The 18,527-nt window shown below is 73.1% G+C and carries 18 protein-coding genes; 10 read left to right on the top strand and 8 right to left on the bottom strand.

Going from position 1 to position 18,527, the window contains the following annotated elements; all coding sequences use genetic code 11:
- Nucleotides 1-16: 16 nt before the first annotated feature.
- The 3 genes from NX794_RS25160 (at nt 17) to NX794_RS25150 (ending at nt 2,422) form a co-directional block, all read left to right on the top strand.
- On the top strand, nt 17-1,378 hold the full coding sequence (locus NX794_RS25160; protein WP_258781200.1) for a C39 family peptidase: 1,362 nt from the start codon (nt 17-19) through the stop codon (nt 1,376-1,378).
- A 106-nt stretch (nt 1,379-1,484) separates the two neighbouring features.
- A complete protein-coding gene (locus tag NX794_RS25155; RefSeq protein WP_258781199.1) occupies nt 1,485-1,625 on the top strand; it encodes an SCO1431 family membrane protein in 141 nt (46 codons plus the stop codon).
- 107 nt (nt 1,626-1,732) lie between these two features.
- Complete coding sequence (locus tag NX794_RS25150) at nt 1,733-2,422, top strand: TetR/AcrR family transcriptional regulator (RefSeq protein WP_428985957.1); 690 nt, start codon at nt 1,733-1,735, stop codon at nt 2,420-2,422.
- Between the two features lie 64 nt (nt 2,423-2,486).
- Here NX794_RS25150 and NX794_RS25145 read toward each other — a convergent pair whose 3' ends face one another.
- Nucleotides 2,487-3,731, bottom strand: coding sequence for a glycoside hydrolase family 18 protein (locus NX794_RS25145; protein ID WP_258781197.1), 1,245 nt, complete (start codon nt 3,729-3,731; stop codon nt 2,487-2,489).
- 327 nt (nt 3,732-4,058) lie between these two features.
- Between NX794_RS25145 and NX794_RS25140 the strand changes: the two genes are divergently transcribed.
- Nucleotides 4,059-5,231, top strand: a complete 1,173-nt coding sequence (locus NX794_RS25140; protein WP_258781196.1) for an acyl-CoA dehydrogenase family protein — start codon at nt 4,059-4,061, stop codon at nt 5,229-5,231.
- 419 nt (nt 5,232-5,650) lie between these two features.
- On the opposite strand, the gene NX794_RS25130 is transcribed toward NX794_RS25140, so the two are convergent.
- Nucleotides 5,651-6,082 (bottom strand): hypothetical protein, encoded by a 432-nt coding sequence (locus NX794_RS25130; RefSeq protein WP_258781193.1) that lies wholly within the window; start codon nt 6,080-6,082, stop codon nt 5,651-5,653.
- A gap of 245 nt (nt 6,083-6,327) precedes the next feature.
- On the opposite strand from NX794_RS25130, the gene NX794_RS25125 reads away from it, so the two are divergent.
- From NX794_RS25125 to fxsA, 4 genes are all read left to right on the top strand, one after another.
- Nucleotides 6,328-6,768: an Lrp/AsnC family transcriptional regulator gene (locus tag NX794_RS25125; RefSeq protein WP_258781192.1), complete on the top strand. Its 441-nt coding sequence runs from the start codon at nt 6,328-6,330 to the stop codon at nt 6,766-6,768.
- 124 nt (nt 6,769-6,892) lie between these two features.
- Nucleotides 6,893-8,506, top strand: coding sequence for an amidohydrolase (locus tag NX794_RS25120; protein ID WP_258781190.1), 1,614 nt, complete (start codon nt 6,893-6,895; stop codon nt 8,504-8,506).
- Nucleotides 8,507-9,042: 536 nt separating this feature from the next.
- Entirely contained in the window at nt 9,043-9,837 is a 795-nt protein-coding gene (locus NX794_RS25115; RefSeq protein WP_258781189.1) for a polyprenol monophosphomannose synthase, read from the top strand.
- Nucleotides 9,838-9,899: 62 nt separating this feature from the next.
- The gene (gene fxsA / locus NX794_RS25110; RefSeq protein ID WP_258781188.1) at nt 9,900-10,454 is read left to right on the top strand and encodes an FxsA family membrane protein; all 555 of its coding nucleotides are present in this window, start codon (nt 9,900-9,902) and stop codon (nt 10,452-10,454) included.
- A gap of 129 nt (nt 10,455-10,583) precedes the next feature.
- On the opposite strand, the gene NX794_RS25105 is transcribed toward fxsA, so the two are convergent.
- From NX794_RS25105 to yczE, 4 genes are all read right to left on the bottom strand, one after another.
- On the bottom strand, nt 10,584-10,958 hold the full coding sequence (locus NX794_RS25105; protein WP_003977404.1) for an RNA polymerase-binding protein RbpA: 375 nt from the start codon (nt 10,956-10,958) through the stop codon (nt 10,584-10,586).
- Nucleotides 10,959-11,236: 278 nt separating this feature from the next.
- On the bottom strand, nt 11,237-12,583 hold the full coding sequence (locus tag NX794_RS25100; protein WP_258781184.1) for an MFS transporter: 1,347 nt from the start codon (nt 12,581-12,583) through the stop codon (nt 11,237-11,239).
- A 55-nt stretch (nt 12,584-12,638) separates the two neighbouring features.
- Complete coding sequence (locus NX794_RS25095; RefSeq protein WP_258781183.1) at nt 12,639-13,415, bottom strand: glycerophosphodiester phosphodiesterase family protein; 777 nt, start codon at nt 13,413-13,415, stop codon at nt 12,639-12,641.
- Nucleotides 13,412-14,065, bottom strand: coding sequence for a membrane protein YczE (yczE, locus tag NX794_RS25090; RefSeq protein ID WP_258781182.1), 654 nt, complete (start codon nt 14,063-14,065; stop codon nt 13,412-13,414). Before yczE ends, NX794_RS25095 begins: the two co-directional genes overlap by 4 nt.
- A 102-nt stretch (nt 14,066-14,167) precedes the next feature.
- Between yczE and NX794_RS25085 the strand changes: the two genes are divergently transcribed.
- Nucleotides 14,168-15,676, top strand: a complete 1,509-nt coding sequence (locus tag NX794_RS25085) for an SCO1417 family PLP biosynthesis transcription factor (protein WP_258781181.1) — start codon at nt 14,168-14,170, stop codon at nt 15,674-15,676.
- A 93-nt stretch (nt 15,677-15,769) separates the two neighbouring features.
- Here the strand turns inward: NX794_RS25085 and NX794_RS25080 are convergent, their stop codons facing one another.
- Nucleotides 15,770-17,401 carry a hypothetical protein gene (locus tag NX794_RS25080; protein WP_258781180.1) on the bottom strand — a complete coding sequence of 544 codons (1,632 nt, stop codon included), beginning with the start codon at nt 17,399-17,401 and terminating at the stop codon, nt 15,770-15,772.
- Nucleotides 17,402-17,441: 40 nt separating this feature from the next.
- Nucleotides 17,442-17,636: a hypothetical protein gene (locus NX794_RS25075; protein ID WP_258781179.1), complete on the bottom strand. Its 195-nt coding sequence runs from the start codon at nt 17,634-17,636 to the stop codon at nt 17,442-17,444.
- 319 nt (nt 17,637-17,955) lie between these two features.
- Between NX794_RS25075 and NX794_RS25070 the strand changes: the two genes are divergently transcribed.
- Complete coding sequence (locus NX794_RS25070; protein WP_258781177.1) at nt 17,956-18,348, top strand: ankyrin repeat domain-containing protein; 393 nt, start codon at nt 17,956-17,958, stop codon at nt 18,346-18,348.
- Nucleotides 18,349-18,527 lie beyond the last annotated feature (179 nt).

The raw sequence follows: 18,527 nt of genomic DNA, 5'->3' as shown, positions 1-18,527 counted from the left end.
GGGGGTAAGCGCGCCCATGAGCAGAGCCGAACAGCCCTCCCGCAGAACCGTGCTGGCCGTCGCCGTCGCCGCCGCGGTGACCGGCACCGCGGCCCCCGCGACGGCCGCGACACGGCGGCCCGCCCACTCCTCGGGCCGGACGCCGGCCCGCCCCGTCGACTACCACGCCTGGACCACGTACGCCGAGTGGCGCTCGGGCGCAGCCCAGGGCACCCGGGCCGTCCCGGGCGCCCGCCCCGGCCTGGAGATCGGCACCCCGGCCGGCCGCACCGACTACACCGACCCGCACACCTGCACCACCGCCACGTGGGAGTACGGCACCTGGACCTCCCCGGCACACCGCCTCACCGTGCCCGCCACCGAGGTCATCGCCTCCTGGAACGCGCACACCCCCGACGGCACCTGGCTCCAGGCCGAGCTGCGCGGCACCTACTCCGACGGCACCGACACCCCCTGGTACGTGATGGGCCGCTGGGCCTTTGGCGACCAGGACATCAGGCGGACCTCGGTGGACGGCCAGAGCGACGGCAGAAGCAGCGTCTGGACCGACACCCTCGCCGTCGACGACGCGAGCACCGGTCTGCGCGTGGCGTCGTACCGGCTGCGCCTGACCCTGTACCGGAAGCCGGGCACGCGGCTCACGCCGACCGTCTGGCGGCTCGGCGCGATGGGCTCCGACATCCCCGACCGGTTCACCGTCCCGGCCTCCACCCCCGGCCTCGCCCAGGAACTCGCCGTGCCGCGCTACTCCCAGGAGATCCACAAGGGCCAGTACCCGCAGTACGACAACGGCGGCGAGGCGTGGTGCAGCCCCACCTCCTCGCAGATGATCATCGAGTACTGGGGTGCCCGGCCCACCCCCGGGCAGCTGTCCTGGGTCGACCCCTCGTACGCCGACCCGGCGGTCTGCCATGCCGCCCGCTACACCTACGACTACCAGTACGAGGGCTGCGGCAACTGGCCCTTCAACGCCGCCTACGCGGCCACCTACCCGGGCCTGCGGAGCGTGGTCACCCGGCTCGCCTCGCTGACCGACCTGGAGACACTGGTCGCGGCCGGCATCCCGGCCATCACGTCCCAGTCCTTCCTCAAGACCGAGCTGACCGGCGCCGGCTACGGCACCGCCGGCCACCTCATGACCGTGATCGGGTTCACGGCGGACGGCGACGTGATCGCCAACGACCCGGCCTCGCCGAGCGACGACGCGGTGCGCCGGGTCTACCCGCGCCGGGAGTTCGAGAACATCTGGCTCAGGACCAAGCGGTACAACGCCTCCGGCGGGGTCTCCTCGGGCTCCGGGGGAGTCTGCTACCTGTACTTCCCGGCCGAGCCGACCACGCGCCAGCGCACGGCCCTCGCGGCGGTGGGGGTGCGCTGAACCGGCCCGTGTGAGCAAGGTCTCCGCCGCGCACGCCGACGCGGGTGGCATGGTGGACGGATGGGCGGGGGAGTCCCTTGTGTACGTCCGACCTCTGTGAGCAACCATGACCGCACACCCGGCCACCGCCACCCGCGTCCGCACCGGCGGCCCCCAGGAAGACGGCCCCGAGATCCTCGAACACGTCATGGGCTGGACCCTCGTCGTGGTGATCGCGATGCTCGTCACCCAGCTCGGTCTGCTCTGACCCGGAGGTCCGGGCCCGCTCCGCTCCCGGGCCCCCTGCCCGACATGTTCATGTTCTGACATACTGCGGGAGTCCCGCCGACTCCCAGACCAGGGTCGAAATTGAACATGCCTCAGCAGCGCGCCACCGCCGTCGCGCGAGCCGCCGCCCCCGCCCCGGGAGCGACCCCCGCGCGAGCGCGCGGCACCGAGCGCTCGGCGACACGCCGCGCGGACCTCATCGCCATCGGCCGGGGGCTGTTCGCCGACACGTCCTACGACGCGCTGTCCATGGACGACATCGCCCGGCAGGCGCGGGTCGCCAAGGGGCTGATCTACTACTACTTCCGCTCCAAGCGCGGCTATTACCTGGCGATCATCCAGGACTCCGTGGCGGACCTGGTCTCCTTCGCCTCCGGCGGCCTCGAACTCTCCGCCGTCGACCGCGTGCACCGCACCGTCGACGGCTATCTGCGCTACGCCGAGCACCACCAGGCCGCCTACCGCACCATCGTCAGCGGGGGCGTGGGCTTCGACGCCGAGGTGCACGCCATCCGGGACGGGGTGCGCGCGGCCATCGTCGCCGTCATCGCCGAGGGCGCCTACGGCCGCGCCGACATCTCCCCGCTCGCCCGGATGGGCCTGCTGTCCTGGGTGTGCGGCGTGGAGGGCGCCACCCTGGACTGGATCTCCCGCCCCGAGCTGCCCCGGGCCGCGATGGCCGATCTGCTGGTGAAGACCCTCGGCGGCGCCCTGCGGGCCGTGGCGGAGCTGGACCCGTCCCACCCGGCCCCGTCGCCGGCCCGCCGCGGCGTCTGACCGGTGAACGCACGAGGGAGCGGAGGCTCGTGGTCCTCCGCTCCCTCGCCCCCCGTGGGTTCCCTCAGTTGATGGCCTTGATCAGCTCACCGTTCGCGGTGTCGCCGCTCAGCTCCCAGAAGAAGGTGCCGCCGAGCCCCTGCTGGTTCTTGTACGTCATCTTCGTGGCGATGGTCGCCGGGGTGTCGTAGCTCCACCAGTCGCTCCCGCACTTGGCGTAGGCGGTGCCGCCCACCGTGCCGGTCGCCGGGCACTTGGTCCTGAGGACCTTGTAGTCGTCGATGCCCTGCTCGTAGGTGCCGGCCGCCGGGCCGGTCGCGGTGCCGCCGGGCGCCGCCTGGGTGACACCGGTCCAGCCGCGGCCGTAGAAGCCGATGCCCAGCAGCAGCTTCGCGGCGGGGATGCCGAGGCCCTTGAGCCTGGCGACGGTCGCCGAGGTGGTGTAGTCCGCCTTGGGGATGCCCGCGTAGGAGGTCAGCGGGGAGTGCGGTGCCGTCGGGCCGGCCGCGTCCCAGGCGCCGAAGTAGTCGTACGTCATCGGGTTGTACCAGTCGACGTACTGGGCGGCGCCCGCGTAGTCGGCCGCGTCGATCTTGCCGCCGCTCGTGGCGTCCGCGGTGATCGCGGCGGTCACCAGGCTGCCGGCGCCGAACTTCGCGCGCAGCGCGGCCAGCACCTTCCGGAAGGCGTCCCGGCCGCTGGTGTCGCAGGTGTTGCCGCAGGCGTTCGGGTACTCCCAGTCGATGTCGATGCCGTCGAAGACGCCCGCCCACTTGGAGTTCTTCACCAGGTCGTAGCAGGACTGGGCGAAGGCGGCCGGGTTCTTCGCCGCCTCGCCGAAACCGCTGGACCAGGTCCAGCCGCCGAAGGACCACAGCACCTTCAGACCCGGGTGCTTCTTCTTCAGCTTCAGCAACTGGTTGAAGTTGCCGCGCAGCGGCTGGTCCCAGGTGTCGGCGACGCCGTCCACCGACTCGGCGGCCGTGTAGGCGCGATCGGTGGCGGCGTAGGAGTCGCCCATCGCGCACTTGCCGCCGGTGACGTTGCCGAACGCGTAGTTGATGTGGGTCAGCTTGGCGGCGGAGCCCGAGGTCTCGATGTTCTTGACGTAGTACTTGCGGTCGTAGGTGCCCCATTCGGTGAAGTAGCCGACGACCTTGGAGCCGGCCTTGACCTGCGGGGCGGCCGGTGCCGCCGCGGTGGCGGTGGCGGTGCCCGCGCCGGCCAGGAGTCCGGCGCCGAGCACGGCGGTACACGCGGCGGCCACGAGCGCCCGGAAGCGGGCGCGGGGGCGGTGGGGGAGGTGCATCGGGGTGGCTCCTCGTGGGGGTGGGGGAACGCGCGCCGATTGGCATGAACGCGGTAAAGCGTTGGTCATGCACCCTAGGAGGACTAGACCAGTAGGTCAATGGTTCGGACCAATCTCGGCGGGCAGGCAGCGCCCGGGTGGATTCTTGAAGTAAGCGGTCGTTAACTGGTGACGACAGGCCCCGGATCGGGCATACTCACAGCGCACAGCCGCTGGTCAGCAGCTTCCGAGACCCGGAAGCGGGCGCCTTCGGCGGCCATCAGGCGGAGCCGCCCCCACCCTCACGGGCCGGGCCGCCCGTGCCCGAACAGGGAGGAGAGCGACGCCATGTCCGACCGCGACCCGCAGCCGGTGGAGCGTCAACTGCCGACGGAGGAGGCGCGGGACCTCCTCGCGCTCGTCCGGGAGATCGCCCAGCGCGAGATAGCGCCCGGGGCCGCCGCGGAGGAGGACGCGGGCCGCTTCCCGCGCGAGGTCTTCACCCTGCTCTCCGAGTCCGGCCTGCTCGGCCTGCCCTATGACGCCGAGTACGGCGGCGGCGACCAGCCCTACGAGGTCTACCTCCAGGTGCTGGAGGAGCTGGCCGCGGCCCGGCTCACCGTGGGCCTCGGCGTCAGCGTCCACACCCTGGCCTGCCACGCGCTCGCCGGCTTCGGCAGCAAGGAACAGCAGGTCGAGCGCCTGCCCGCGATGCTCGGCGGCGGCCTGCTCGGCGCCTACTGCCTCTCCGAGCCCTCCTCCGGCTCCGACGCGGCCTCTCTGCGCACCAAGGCCGTCCGGGACGGCGACGGCTGGGTGATCGACGGCACCAAGGCATGGATCACGCACGGCGGCGTCGCCGACTTCTACACCGTGCTGGCCCGCACCGGCGAGGACGGCCCGCGCGGCATCACCGCCTTCCTCGTGCCCGGCGACACCCCCGGCCTGAGCGCCGCGCCGCCGGAGAAGAAGATGGGCATGAAGGGCTCACCCACCGCCCAGGTCCACCTCGACGGCGTCCGCGTGCCCGACGAGCGGCGCATCGGCGAGGAGGGGCAGGGCTTCACCATCGCCCTGGCCGCCCTGGACTCCGGCCGGCTCGGCATCGCCGCCTGCGCCGTCGGCGTCGCCCAGGCCGCGCTGGACGAGGCGGTCGGCTACGCCACCCAGCGCCGGCAGTTCGGCCGGCCCATCGCGGACTTCCAGGGCCTGCGCTTCATGATCGCCGACATGGCCACCCGGATCGAGGCCGGCCGCGCGCTCTACCTGGCCGCCGCCCGGCTGCGCGACGCGGGCCGGCCGTTCGCCAAGCAGGCCGCCATGGCCAAGCTGCACTGCACCGACACGGCCATGCAGGTCACGACGGACGCCGTGCAGATACTCGGCGGCTACGGCTACACCGCCGACTTCCCCGCCGAGCGCTACATGCGCGAGGCCAAGGTGCTCCAGATCGTCGAGGGCACCAACCAGATCCAGCGGATGGTCATCGCCCGTCACGTGGCGGGACCGGAGGGTCGCTGAACTGGCCCGAGCGGACCGTCGGGGCCGCCGCCCCGACCCACTCCGGGTCGTGGCGGCCCGGCAGGGCGCGGCCCCGGTCGGACCAGGTCCGCACGAGGTCCCGGTAGATGGGTGGGTCCTGCGGCGCGGGCGGCGGCGGAACCGATTCTGCGGGGCGCGGGACGAAGATGCGGCGCTGACGCCCGGTCGCCGGGTACGTGGGGGTCACGCCTGGTCAACGCGGGGACGGCCGGGCAGGTCACCGGCCACCGGAATCGGGCGTCAGTTCACGGTCGTACCCGTCGGCTGTCACGCACCCGACGGGGCGTCAACTCGCCTTCGTGGGACGGTCCTTGAGGTGGTCCGGACGCGCCGGTCCCGCGCCACGGCAGCCGTGGGCCAGGGCGCGGGGCGGAAGACGAGGGGTGTGCGAGGCGGGCTCAGGCGGCCCGGCGCATCTCCGGGACGCGCATCGGGCGCGAAGCCGGGCCACCGACGTGCGAGAAGGGCTGCGTCCGCCAGTCGAGACCCTGGGGGAGCGTCAGCAGCAGGGCGGTGTCCCGCTCCTGCGGTGCCATGGACGCGTCCGCGGGGCGGGCCTGGGCCGCCGGGCGCCCCGTGCCCGCACACACCGTGAGCCCGAACGGGTTCCACGGCGAGGCGCACAGCGCGTGCTCCGGCAGGATCTCCTCGTCCGCCAGCAGCGCGATCGGCTGGGCGCAGTCCGGGCAGATCACCCGGTACATCTCGAAGGTGTCGTAGGCGTCCGACTCGTCGTCGAGGGCGTCGGGTTCGACGCCCTCCGGTTCGGGCTCGACGACCGGCTGCTGCCTCTTGGACGCGGATCGACCAGGGCGCTTGACACTCTGCATGGGATTCTCCCCCTAAGGCTGGGCCGAGAAGGCACTGCGGCCTCGACCACAGCAAGCACTTCCCGCCGGGTCCGGGGGGTAATCCCGAGGACTTCACGCAGCGCGTCCGAATCGTGTGGCGTTCGTCACATGAGCCGCCCGGAGTGCCGGATCAGGGCCTGTCACGGGGCCGTTCCCGGCGAACCGGCCATGACCTGCGCTCTCGGCTATCCGCGGAGATCAACCGCACGGTAGGTTTTGGCGCCATGGAGGAGCTGGACCGTCAGATCGTGCAGCTGCTCGTCAAGGACGGGCGGATGAGCTACACAGACCTGGGCAAGGCCACGGGCCTGTCCACGTCGGCCGTGCACCAGCGGGTGCGCCGGCTCGAACAGCGTGGCGTCATCCGCGGGTACACCGCGGTGGTCGACCCGGAGGCCGTGGGGCTGCCGCTCACCGCGTTCATCTCGGTGAAACCCTTCGACCCCAGCGCCCCCGACGACATCGCGGACCGGCTCGCCGACGTCCCCGAGATCGAGGCCTGCCACAGCGTCGCCGGCGACGAGAACTACATCCTCAAGGTGCGCGTGGCCACCCCGCACGAACTGGAGGAACTGCTGGCCCGGGTGCGCTCCCTCGCCGGGGTCTCCACCCGCACCACGGTCGCCCTCTCGACGCCGTACGAGGCACGCCCGCCCCGGATCTGAACGCCGGGCGTGCTATCTGAACGCCGGGCGCGCTTCGGGCGGGCCCGGGTGCGACGCTGCGCCGGGGGCAGGGGGAGTGGGCCCGGGTGCGGCAGCGCGCCGGGCGCGAGGGAAACTGTCGCCTATGAGCGACCGCACCGCCGAGCCCGAGCCCCGCACGACCGTCCTGCTGCGCCGCGGTGAGGTGCACAGCCCCGCCGACCCCTTCGCCACCGCCATGGTGATCGAACGCGGCCAAGTCGCCTGGGTCGGCTCCGAGGGGGCGGCCGACGCCTTCGCCGACGGCGTGGACGAGGTGATCGACCTCGACGGCGCCCTGGTCACGCCGGCCTTCACCGACGCCCATGTGCACACCACCGCCACCGGTCTCGCGCTGACCGGCCTCGACCTGTCCGGCGCGCCCTCCCTGGAGGCGGCCCTCGCCCGGGTCCGCGCGTTCGCCGCCGCCCGCCCCGCCGACCGGGTCCTGCTCGGCCACGGCTGGGACGCCGCCCGCTGGCCCGGCGGCCGGCCGCCCACCCGCGCGGAGCTGGACGAGGCCACCGGCGGCCGGCCCCTGTACCTGTCCCGGATCGACGTGCACTCGGCGGTGGTCACCACCGCCCTGCTGGACCTGATCCCCGCCGACCTGCCGCGCGAGGACGCCCCGCTCACCGCGGACGCCCACCACACCGTGCGCGAGGCCGCGCTCGCCGCCATCACCCCCGCCCAGCGCGCCGAGGCCCAGCGCACCGCCCTCGTCCGGGCCGCCGCCCTCGGCATCGGCACGGTGCACGAGTGCGGCGGCCCGCGGATCTCCTCCGAGGACGACTTCACCGCCCTGCTGAAACTCGCCGGCACCCTCCGCGGCCCGCGGGTCGTCGGCTACTGGGCCGAACAGAACGTCGACAAGGCCCGCGAGCTGGGCGCGGCGGGCGCGGCGGGCGACCTGTTCGCGGACGGCGCCCTCGGCTCGCACACCGCCTGCCTGCACGAGCCGTACGCCGACGCCGGGCACACCGGAACCGCCTACCTCGACGCGGACGCCGTCGCCGCCCATGTCGTCGCCTGCACCGAGGCGGGCCTCCAGGCCGGCTTCCACGCCATCGGCGACGCCGCCGTGACCGCCGTGGTCGAGGGCGTGCGCGCCGCCGCCGACAAGCTGGGCCTGGCCCGGATCCGTGCCGCCCGGCACCGCGTCGAGCACGCCGAGATGCTCACCCCCGAGACCGTCGCCGCCTTCGCCGAGCTGGGCCTGATCGCGTCCGTGCAGCCCGCCTTCGACGCGCTGTGGGGCGGCGAGGACGGCATGTACGCGCGCCGGCTGGGCGCCGAGCGGGCCCGCGCCCTGAATCCCTACGCGGCCCTGCTGCGGGCCGGCGTGCCCCTCGCCTTCGGCTCCGACAGCCCCGTCACCCCGCTCGACCCCTGGGGCACGGTCCGCGCCGCCGCCTTCCACCACACGCCCGAGCACCGGATCTCCGTGCGCGCCGCCTTCACCGCCCACACCCGCGGCGGCTGGCGGGCCGTCGGCCGGGACGACGCGGGCGTCCTGGTCCCCGGCGCCCCCGCCGACTACGCCGTCTGGCGCACCGACGAGCTGGTCGTGCAGGCGCCCGACGACCGGGTGGCCCGCTGGTCGACCGACCCCCGCTCCGGCACCCCCGGCCTGCCCGATCTCAGCCCCGGCCGTGAGCTGCCGGTCTGCCTGCGCACCGTGGTCGGCGGACGGGCGGTGTTCGTACGGCCGGGCGAGTGATCTCCCGGGGTGGCGCGGCGGCCGTCCCTCCCGGCCGCCCCGTCGCCCGACCTGCGCATCCTTTGCGATCATCCCGCCCGACGCACTGTTCATACAGGTCAGGAGGCTGTTGACAGTCGGCGGCCGGGGGCCGGTAGGTTCGGCCGAGTCCACCACCGGGACGCCCGACCGGGGAGTGTTCGCGCAACTCGTCGCAGCGCCGCTGGGTCAGGGACGGTGTGCCGCACCGGGGCACCGTCACTGGGAGCCAGGCTCAGCGTCCGCGCCGACGGGGGAACGCTCCGGCCGGTCGGCAAGGTGTGACCCGGGTGGGGCCCGGACGCTCAGTAGACAACGGCTTTCGGTAGACCCGCAGCCAGCGGGTCCCAGGTCGGCCCGAAGGGCGCCGGGCCCCCATCCGCAGCGGCACACAGGTACCGAAACAGGTGTTCTTACCCCGCTCTTGCGGAATCGACACCACGACAAGGACGAGTCGGCACGTCGACGCAGGCCGCGGCCACTATGGTGGATCCTGCGTACGACACGAAGGGGCAGCAGTGAACGACGGCGACGGGACGCTCGCGGCGGAGGCCGGGGCAAGGCGGTTCGGTCCGCTCGGCACGGCCTTGGTGATCATCCCGACCTACAACGAGGCCGAGAACATCAAGACCATCGTGGGCCGGGTGCGCGAGGCCGTTCCCGAGGCGCACGTCCTCGTCGCGGACGACAACAGCCCCGACGGCACCGGCAAGCTCGCCGACGAACTGGCCGCCGCCGACGACCACGTCCAGGTGCTGCACCGCAAGGGCAAGGAGGGCCTCGGCGCCGCCTACCTCGCGGGCTTCCGCTGGGGCCTGGAGCACGGCTACGGCGTGCTGATCGAGATGGACGCCGACGGCTCCCACCAGCCCGAGGAACTGCCCCGGCTGCTCACCGCCCTCAAGGGCGCCGACCTGGTGCTCGGCTCCCGCTGGGTGCCCGGCGGCCGGGTGGTGAACTGGCCCAAGTCCCGCGAGTTCATCTCCCGCGGCGGCAGCCTCTACTCCCGCCTCGCCCTGGACCTGCCGCTGCGCGACATCACCGGCGGCTTCCGCGCCTTCCGCCGCGAGACCCTGGAGGGCCTGGGCCTGGAGGAGGTCTCCTCGCAGGGCTACTGCTTCCAGGTCGACCTGGCCCGCCGCGCGGTCAAGGCCGGCTATCACGTGGTCGAGGTGCCGATCACCTTCGTGGAGCGCGAACTCGGCGACTCGAAGATGAGCAAGGACATCCTCGTCGAGGCGCTGTGGCGGGTCACCGCCTGGGGCGTCGGCGAGCGCGTCGGCAAGATCACCGGAAAGGGTCAGCAGGCCTGACCGGCCGGCTGGTCCATACCTCCCTTATCCCGCGCTGAGCCGCGCCCAGGCACACTGAGAGTATGACGACTGGCGCTCCGACGACCTCTCCTTCCGCCGCCCGGCCCCGGCGCTCCCGGCTGCGCAGGTATCTGCCCCTGGGCGCCGCCCTGTGGCTGGTGCTGGAGATCTGGCTGCTGACGGTGGTCGCGGGCGCGGCGGGCGGCCTCACCGTGTTCCTGCTGATCGTGGCCGGGCTCGTGGCCGGCTCGGTGGTGATCAAGCGGGCGGGCCGGCGCGCCTTCCGGAACCTGAACGAGGCGTTGCAGCGCGGCGGGTCGCCCGAGCGCGGCGGTGGCAACGGCCTGATGATGCTCGGCGGCCTGCTGCTCATGATCCCCGGCCTGCTCTCCGACGCGGCCGGCCTGCTCCTGCTGCTCCCGCCGGTGCAGCGGGCCGTGAGCCGCTCCACCGAGAGCGCCCTGGAGAAGCGGCTGCGCAAGGCCGCCCCGGGCACCCTGGGCGACGCCTTCCAGCAGGCCCGCATGCACCGCCCCGACGGCAAGGTGGTGCGGGGCGAGGTCATCCGGGAGGAGCGCCCCGAGCCGGGGGAGCGACGGCCGCCGCTGACGCGCTGAGCGGACCGCGCGCGGGGGTGGACCTCCGCGCGTGAGCGGACACACGAGAAAGCGGGCGCCGTACGTGGGATCACGTACGGCGCCCGCTTCTGTCGCTTGTGCTGTTCTGCCGCCCAGCCCCTGCGGGGGCTAAGCGGACTTGCGGCTGTCGCGGGGGTGAACCGCGATGTTCATCGCCCCCGAGCGCAGAACCGCCAGGCGCTCCTCAAGGACCTCTTCGAGCTCCTCACGGGTGCGCCGCTCCATCAGCATGTCCCAATGGGTACGCGCGGGCTTGGCCTTCTTCTCCTCAGGGCCGTCGCCGTCGACGAGGAGTGCCTGGGCCCCGCAGACCTTGCACTCCCACTCCGGCGGAATCTCCGCCTCGACCGAGAAGGGCATCTCGAAACGATGGCCCTTCTCGCATGCGTACTCCACGGCCTGGCGCGGGGCCAGGTCGATACCGCGGTCCGTCTCGTAGCTGGTCACCACGAGGCGCGTACCGCGAAGAGCTCGCTCACTCATGAATCGTGCCTCCCGGGCTTGTCGCCCACAGGACAGGTGTCGCTGTCGTCGTCATCCGGTCAACGTCCGGTCGGCGGTAAAGATTCCCGTTCCGGGTCTCGTTCCGGGTCATGCGTCGCCGTCGTAGCCGCCCCTTGTTCTACCCACAGGCGCCCGGTTTGTCACATCTGCTAGCAGATGTCACCCAGCGTTTCGGCATCTTTGACGCGCAGTAACGGTACGCCTGACAGGCCAAACGCGTACACTACCGCCCTTTCTTGTGGAACGCTAAATCGGGTCTAGATCCTTTCGGGTACCGGGTTACCCGCCTGGCCGATCGCACGCCGTACCGGCACCCGCGCCAGCAGGACGAAACCGAGGACGAAGAAGGCCACCAGCGAGACGATCGCGGAGCGGTAGCTTCCGGTCAGCTGGTAGGTCACGCCGAACAGCAGCGGGCCGAGCCAGCTCATCCCGCGGTCGCTCAGCTCGTACGCCGAGAAGTACTCGGCCTCCTTGCCCGGCGGCACCAGATGGGAGAACAGCGACCGGGACAGCGCCTGGCTGCCGCCCAGCACCAGCCCGATCCCGGCGGCCAGCACGAAGAACCACACCGGCGCCCTCGCCGGCAGGAAGTAGCCCGCGGCCAGCGTGACCGTCCACGCCACCAGCGAGCCGAGAATCGTCCGCTTGGCCCCGTGGACGCGCGCCAGCCGCCCCATCGCCAGCGCCCCCGCCACCGCGAGCACCTGCACCAGCAGGACGGCACCGATCAGCGTGGACTGCCCCAGTCCGAGTTCCTCCGAGCCGTAGACCGAGGCCTGGGAGATCACCGTCTGGATGCCGTCGTTGTAGACCAGGTACGCCAGCAGGAAGGCGAGCGTCAGCGGATGCCGGCGCATGTCCCGCACGGTCGCCGCCAACTGCCGCAGCCCGGGCGCCGTAGCGTGCTCCCCGCGCGCGCGGCGGTCCCGCAGCCGGCGCAGCGGTACGAGCGTGAAGGCGCCCCACCACAGGCCCGCCGAGGCCAGGCAGATCCGCACGGCGGCCGTCTCGGACAGGCCGAAGGAGTCGTGCGCCGAGTACAGGACCAGGTCGGCCACCAGGACCAGGGAGCCCGCCGCGTAGCCGAAGGCCCAGCCCCGGGAGGAGACCGCGTCCCGCTGCTCGGGCGGGGCGATCTGCGGCAGGTAGGAGTTGTAGAGCATCATCGCGACGGACTGCGCCGCGTTCGCCACCAGCAGCAGCACCCCGCCGAGCAGGTACCGGTCGCCGTCCAGGAAGAACATCCCGGTCGTCGCGGCGGCCCCGGTGTACGCCGCCGCCGCGAGCAGCGGCTTCCTGCGGCCCGTACGGTCGGCCACGCCGCCCACCAGGGGCATCACGACGACCGCGAGGAGCACCGACAGGGACACCGAGTAGGCGAAGAAGGAGCCGGCCCGCACCGGGACGCCCAGCGGGTGGACGTAGCCGTCCGCGTCCGCGGCGCTCTCGGCGACCGAGGTCAGGTAGGGGCCGAGGAACACCGTCAGGACGCTCGTCGAGTAGACGGAGCACGCCCAGTCGTAGAAGTACCAGCCGCGCTGCTCGCGCCGCAGGTCCGCGGAGTCGTCCGCGGCCCGTGTCCGCACGGTGTCGGTCCCCACCCGTGCCCTCGCTTCCGTGCTGTCCCGCGAAGGCGCGGCCGGGGCGGCCGGGCGCTCAGACCCAGACGCCGCGGTCCTCCATGACCTCGCGCAACGTGTCGATGTGATCGGTCATGATGCCATCCACGCCCAGGTCCAGGAGCCGGTGCATCCGCTCCGCCTCGTTGACCGTCCACACGTGCACCTGGAGCCCGCGCGCGTGGGCGGCGCGGACGAAGCGGTGGTCGACCACCGGCACGCCCGACTGCGCCTCGGGCACCTGTGCCGCGACCGCGGAGCGGCGCACCGCGGCGGGCAGTCCCCAGGAGCGCAGCCGCAGGCCGAGCACCCCGCGCGTGCCGAAGGACGTGGCCAGCCGCGGCCCGGCCAGCCGCTGGGCGCGCAGCACCCGCGCCTCGGAGAAGGAGCCCACGCAGACCCGGTCCCACGCGTTCGTCCGCTCGACCAGACCGAGCAGCGGGCGCAGCGCGGGCTCCGCCTTGACGTCGATGTTCCAGCGGACCTCGGGGAAGGTCTCCAGCAACTCCTCGAACAGCGGCACCGGTTCCCGCCCGCCCACGCGCGCCTGCCGGACCTCCTCCCAGCGGAGGTCGGCTATCCGGCCGGCGCCGTCGGTGACCCGGTCCAGGGTCGCGTCGTGGAAGGCGACGAGCCGGCCGTCGGCCGTGGCGTGCACGTCGGTCTCGATGTACCGGTAGCCCAGCTCGACCGCGCGCCGGAACTGCGCCGCGGTGTTCTCCAGGCCGTCGGCGGCCCCGCCCCGGTGGGCGAAGGCGAGGGGGCCCGGATGGTCGAGGTACGGGTGGCGCTGGGACGGTGTCGTGAGGCTCACGGACGCAGTATCGCCCCTGCCGGTGTCGCCCCGGCAACGGCCGTGCTGCCCGCCGGTGCCGCCGGCACGGCGAACACCCGCAGGAAGCGCTGTGCCAGGGGTCCGATGGACACCGCGTACAGCACGGTGCCGATCCCCACCGTGCCGCCCAGCAGGAACCCGGTCACCACCACCGCCACCTCGACCACCGTGCGCGTCAGCCGGATCGAGCGGCCGGTGCGCCGGTGCAGGCCCGTCATCAGGCCGTCCCGCGGGCCCGGTCCGAAGCTCGCCGCGATGTACAGACCGGTCGCCGCGCCGTTCAGCACGATCCCGGCGGCCAGCAGCGGCACCCGTACGGCGAGGGAACGGACGTCCGGGACGAGCGCGAGGGTGCCGTCCATGGCCAGGCCGAGCACGAAGACGTTGGAGACCGTGCCGAGGCCGGGGCGCTGGCGCAGCGGGATCCACAGCAGCAGCACCGCCGCGCCCACGAGGATGGACACCGTGCCGATGGTCAGCCCGGTGCGCCGCGCCAGGCCCTGATGCAGCACGTTCCAGGGCTCCGTGCCCAGGCCCGCCCGCACGAGCAGCGCGGAACTGGCGCCGTACAGGACCAGCCCGGCGTAGAGCTGGATCAGACGTCGTCCTGGATGGCCCTGACTGGACACGAGATACCCCCCTGGGTGGTGGCGGTGGCCTGACACATGACACTCTGTGGCTCGGGACGACATGCCATCCATGGCCAATCCGGGGAAGGTGGACTGATCTTCATGGCGCAGTGGACCTCGGCGGTGGGTGCCGCTCAGCTCGCACGGCTGCTCACCTCCCAGCAGGACCGGCCCGCCGGCCCCGGCACCCGCCGCCCGCCCGCCTACCGCGCCCTCGCGGACGGCATCCGGCTGCTCGTGCTCGAAGGACGCGTCCCGGTGGCGGCCCGGCTCCCCGCCGAGCGCGAACTCGCCCTGGCCCTCACCGTGAGCCGCACCACCGTCGCGGCGGCCTACGAGGCGCTGCGTGCCGAGGGCTTCCTGGAGTCCCGGCGCGGCGCGGGCAGTTGGACGGCCGTACCGGCGGGCAACCCGCTGCCCGCGCGTGGCCTGGAACCGCTGCCCCCCGAGGCGCTGGGCTCGGTGATCGACCTGGGCTGCGCCTCGCTGCCGGCCCCCGAGCCGTGGCTCACCCGCGCCGTACAAGGCGCGCTGGAGGAACTGCCGCCGTACGCCCACACGCACGGCGACTATCCGGCGGGGCTGCCCGCGCTGCGCTCGATGATCGCCGAGCGCTACACCGCGCGCGGGATCCCCACGATGCCCGAGCAGATCATGGTGACCACCGGCGCGATGGGTGCCATCGACGCGATCTGCCACCTCTTCGCGGGCCGGGGCGAGCGGATCGCCGTGGAGTCGCCGTCCTACGCCAACATCCTCCAGCTCATGCGGGCGGCCGGCGCCCGGCTCGTCCCCGTCGCGATGGCCGAGGGCCTGGGCGGCTGGGATCTGGACCGGTGGCGCCAGGTGCTGCGCGAGGCCGCCCCCCGACTCGCCTACGTCGTCGCCGACTTCCACAATCCGACCGGCGCGCTCGCCGACGACGACCAGCGCCGCCGGCTGGTGGACGCGGCGCGCTCGGCCGGCACGGTGCTCGTCGCCGACGAGACGATGACCGAACTCTGGCTGGACGACGAGTTCGCGGCCGGCGGCATGCCCCGGCCGGTGTGCGGCTTCGACCCGGCGGGCTCCACGGTGATCACGGTCGGCTCGGCCAGCAAGGCGTTCTGGGCGGGGATGCGGATCGGCTGGGTACGGGCGGCGCCGGACGTCATCCGGAGCCTGGTCGCCGCGCGTGCCTACGCCGACCTGGGCACACCGGTGCTGGAACAGCTCGCCGTCAACTGGCTGTTCAGCACCGGGGGCTGGGCGCGGGCGGTGGAACTGCGCCGGGAGCAGGCCCGGGAGAACCGGGACGCCCTGGTGGCGGCCCTGCGCCGGGACCTGCCCGACTGGGAGTTCGAGGTGCCGCGCGGCGGTCTGACCCTGTGGGTCCGCGCCGGCGGCCTCTCCGGCTCTCGCCTCGCGGAGGCGGGGGAGCGGACCGGCGTCCGCGTCCCCTCCGGCCCCCGCTTCGGCGTCGACGGCGCCTTCGAGGGCTATGTACGGCTGCCCTTCACGGTCGGCGGAGCCGTCGCCGACGAGGCGGTCTCCCGTCTGGCGGCCGCGGCCCACCTGGTGACCACCGGCGCCACGAGCGCCACGGAGTCACCGCGCACGTTCGTGGCGTAGCCGCTGTTCCGCCGGGGCTCAGCCGAGTGCCGTCGGCGTTCGTCCACCGGGGCCCGGGGCGCGCACGTCGGTCGGCTCGATGCCCACGCCTTCTCAGCCCTCCGCCGCCACGGCCTCCGCCGGCAGCGGTGCCGTGTCGGCGGGCGGCTTCGTCAGGTCCGTCGGCAGAGCCTCCGTCGGTGCCGGCGCGGGCTCAAGTGCCGTGCCGCGTGGAGGCAGGAGGTCGAGTACCGCCTGGCGATCGGTGTCGCTCGTGGCGTCGTCGTAGGGGTCGGGTGTGCGGGGGACCTGGAGGCGGTGCACCGGGCCCGTGCCCAGGCGGGCGAAGCCGCGGCCCGGTGGCACGTGGGCCGGCTGGGTCGTGTGCGGCGGTACCCCGAGGACCGTCTCCACCTGCCGGGGCGCGGCGGTGCCGAGGACGACACGCGCGCGCGTGTGCTGCCGTACCGCGTCACCCAGCGCCTCCGCGCTGTCGAACTGCTCGGCGACGACGACCGTCACGTTCGCCGCGCGCCCGTGCCGCAGGGGCACCTGGAGCAGGGTCTGCGGGTCCCGGCGGCCGTCCGTCATCGCGAGGTGCGCGAACACGCTCGGCCGGTCCACCAGGATCCACAGCGGACGCCGGGTGTCCTCCGGTGGCGGATCGCCCGCCTGCCGCGCCAGGTTGATCGAGATGAGCCGCCGCTCGGTCTCCTGGGCGGCCCACTCCAGGCTGGCCAGCGCCCCGGGCAGGGCGCACTCCACGGCCAGGACGCCGTCCCGGCCGGTCAGGCAGGCGTACTCGCCGGTGCCGCCGCCGTCGACGATCAGGACGTCGCCGTGGCGCAGGGCCTGCAGGGCGATGGAGCGCAGCAGCGTGGAGATGCCGCTGCCGGGATGCCCCATGGCCAGCAGGTGCGGCTCGGTCGAGCGGATGCCGGTGCGCCAGACGACCGGCGGGATGTCGACCTGTTCTTCCCCGTAGGAGAGGGGGAGCGTGCGCTGCACCTCGCTGGGGTCGGTGAAGCCGAGGACGGTCTCGCCGGGCCCGGTGACGAAGGGCTGCGCGGCGAGGTCCGAGGGCAGCGGGGCGAGCACGGCGACGGTGAGCTGGTTGCCCTCCTCGTCCCACGCGAAGTGGTACTCCCGGCCGCGCCCGGCCTTGACGGTGAGCAGCTGCTCGACCCGCGCGCGGGCTTCCGGGTCGCCGTCCGGGAAGTAGGCGGGGTAGCGGATCACCAGGTGACCCACCCGGCCGCCGTCCTCGAACTCGTGGGCTGTGAAGGCCTTCTCCCACTCCCCGCCGTGCGCGTACAGCGGCGCCGGGTCGTCAGGGCCGGCGAAGTACGGCACCAGGGCCTCGTACAGCGCCTGGAGCCGCTCGGTCTGGGCCTCGTCGGGACCCTCGGGCGCCGGCGGGGTGCGGTCGCGGCCGTGCCAGGCCGCCGCCGCCATCACCGAGACGACGGCGAGCAGCGGCCCGTACGGCACCAGGGCCACGACCAAAAACAGGGAGGCCAGCAGGAACAGCAGCGGCCCCCGCTTGTCCTTGGGCGTGTCCGCCCATCTGCGCCGGCCGGCTGCGGCCAGCCGGCGCAGTCCGCGCGACACCGTGATCAGCGGGTGGAGGACGTCGGTGGCGCTGTCGGCCGCCGTCCGGGCCAGCTCCCGGCTCCGGGCGAGCTGCGTCCGGGCGATCTGCGCGCTGTCTTTGCTCAGAATGCGGGGGAGAGGGCGCCGGGCCACTGCTGTCTCCTGTGGGTGCGTGCGGGAATGTCGGGCCGGATCAGAACTTGATGCCGCCGAGCAGGCTCGCCAGGCTCTCCCCGCCGGCCTTGATGCTCGGCGCGATGCCCGTGCTGGCCAGGTAGAAGCCGAACAGCGCCGAGGTGCACGCGTGTGAGCCCTTGAGTCCGTCCTTGCGGAAGAAGAGGAAGACGATGATGCCGAGCAGCAGGACGCCGGACAGGGAGAGGATCATTTCGGGTCTCCTGGTGTCGAGAGGGGACAGTCACCGTGAGTTCTTCCAGGATCACAGGATGTATCCATACGATTAAAGGTGCAACCGGGTGAAATGCGGGACTTTTCCCCCACTCGGCGGAGCTTCGGTGGAGTCGTGGCGACCTGGTTGACCGGGTTCGTCGCCTCCGGCGCGGTCTGTCGCTGATCTTTACCTCGGGCACAACCGGTCATGTGCCGCGGAAGCCAGTACGCTGGCGATTCACCCGTACGGTCGCGTCGCACCGGCTGCCGTACGCTCCCACACGTCACCGAAGTCCCCAGGAGAGGCGGTCCGGCCGATGAGTGAAGCCCCCGACCCCGAGGTCGTGGAGCTGGCCACCAAGATCTTCGACCTGGCCCGCACGGGCCGGACCGAGGCGCTCGTGGCGTACGTGGACGCGGGTGTGCCGGCCAACCTCACCAACGACCGCGGCGACAGTCTGGTGATGCTCGCCGCCTACCACGGTCACGCCGACGCGGTGCGCGCGCTGCTCGCGCGCGGCGCCGAGGGCGACCGGATCAACGACCGGGGCCAGACCCCGCTCGCGGGAGCCGTCTTCAAGGGCGAGACGGACGTCATCAAGGCCCTCCTGGAGGGCGGAGCCGACCCTTCCGCGGGCACGCCGTCCGCGGTCGACACGGCCCGGATGTTCGGCAGGACGGAATTGCTGGAACTCTTCGGCGCCCACTGAGCCGGGCGCTCTGACCAGGCACTACACGGAAAACGGGGGAGGCGGTACAGGGCCGCCGGAAATACGGTCGCGGCAGGAGAAACCCGCGAGTCATCATGACGTCGTGATTCACGGACGCGATGGCTGGGCAGGTGTTGCCGCACCGCGCGGGCCGTGATGCGGTCCGCGAGGGCCACAGA

The organism is Streptomyces pyxinicus, from assembly GCF_024753135.1.
Lineage (GTDB): Bacteria > Actinomycetota > Actinomycetes > Streptomycetales > Streptomycetaceae > Streptomyces > Streptomyces pyxinicus.
The sequence above is the reverse complement of the archived record's forward strand: the minus strand, read 5'-3'. Positions and strand labels throughout refer to the sequence as shown.